This window comes from Streptomyces megasporus, assembly GCF_000718985.1.
GTDB classification, from domain to species: Bacteria; Actinomycetota; Actinomycetes; order Streptomycetales; family Streptomycetaceae; genus Streptomyces; species Streptomyces megasporus.
Window position 1 is genome coordinate 1 of sequence record NZ_JODL01000094.1, and the last position, 481, is coordinate 481.

Consider the following 481-nt stretch of genomic DNA (forward strand, 5'->3'; position numbering starts at 1 on the left):
CCGTGAGCGACGTCCGCAACGTGATCATCATCGGCTCCGGGCCGGCCGGCTACACCGCAGCGCTCTACACCGCCCGCGCCTCGCTGAAGCCGCTGGTCTTCGAGGGGTCGGTGACCGCCGGCGGCGCGCTGATGAACACCACCGACGTGGAGAACTTCCCCGGCTTCCGCGACGGCATCCTCGGCCCGGAACTCATGGAGAACATGCGCGCCCAGGCCGAGCGGTTCGGCGCCGAGCTGGTCGCCGACGACGTGGTCGCCGTGGACCTGGAGGGCGAGATCAAGTCGGTGACCGACTCCGCCGGAACCGTGCACCGGGCCCGGACGATCATCGTCGCCACCGGCTCCCAGCACCGCAGGCTCGGCCTGCCGAAGGAGGAGGAGCTCTCCGGCCGCGGCGTGTCCTACTGCGCCACCTGCGACGGCTTCTTCTTCAAGGGCCACCACATCGTGGTGGTCGGCGGCGGCGACACCGCGATGGA

1 protein-coding gene is annotated in these 481 nt (G+C 70.7%); it reads left to right on the forward strand.

The window, feature by feature from the left end:
* Positions 1-2 precede the first annotated feature (2 nt).
* The coding region (locus tag IF47_RS0126820; protein WP_031511631.1) for an NAD(P)/FAD-dependent oxidoreductase at positions 3-481 on the forward strand (479 nt) is incomplete at its 3' end.